The following is a 625-nucleotide window of genomic DNA, read 5'->3' on the forward strand; positions in this document are numbered from 1 at the left end:
CGTGTTGCTGTCGGTCGAGGCGTGCACTAGGCGGTCGCTAGGTCACCCGGCGCCACGGCCCATATGCCTCCGATAGCTGGCCTGGTTTGATCACGGCATGGGTACCGAGACTGCCGTGGAGCGGGCATGGCACCGGATCGAGGACTGGCTGTCGCAGTACGCCCCCCGCTTCCGTGCGGCCTTGAACCCGCCGGCAACGGCAGCCGAGGTCGACACTGTTGCAGACAGCCTCGGCATGGAGCTCCCGGCCGACCTTCGAATGTGGTGGGGGCTGTCCAACGGAGTCCGGCACATCGCCGGCCGACCTGGCGGTCATCTCATTCCTGACTTCTCGGACCCGTATCCGGCGTCGGCTGCGATAAGGGATTGGCGGATGCACCTGGAGGTCCAGCAACAGCTGTACCCACCGAGCATGCGCGAGGAGATGGAACGGTTCGTGGCCGCCCAAAACAGCCAGCCAGCGGGCACCCTCCTACCCGAGTGGTACTGGCTACCTCGATGGCTGCCCATCGCTAGTGACGGTATGGGAGGTGGCCTGTTCATGGACCTGCGTGAGGGTCCGCTACACGGGTGCCTGGTGGAGTTCTCCCGGGAGCACCGCGGCACCACACCGCGGTGGGAGTCC

General features: G+C 66.2%; 1 protein-coding gene. It reads left to right on the plus strand.

Annotated features, from left to right (window positions below; genetic code table 11):
• Nucleotides 1-97 precede the first annotated feature (97 nt).
• Nucleotides 98-625, plus strand: a 528-nt coding sequence (locus FXF50_RS29035; RefSeq protein WP_148432110.1) for an SMI1/KNR4 family protein, incomplete at its 3' end; no start/stop codon positions are given.

The sequence above is a fragment of the Micromonospora sp. AP08 genome (assembly GCF_008085935.1).
GTDB classification, from domain to species: domain Bacteria; phylum Actinomycetota; class Actinomycetes; order Mycobacteriales; family Micromonosporaceae; genus Micromonospora; species Micromonospora chersina.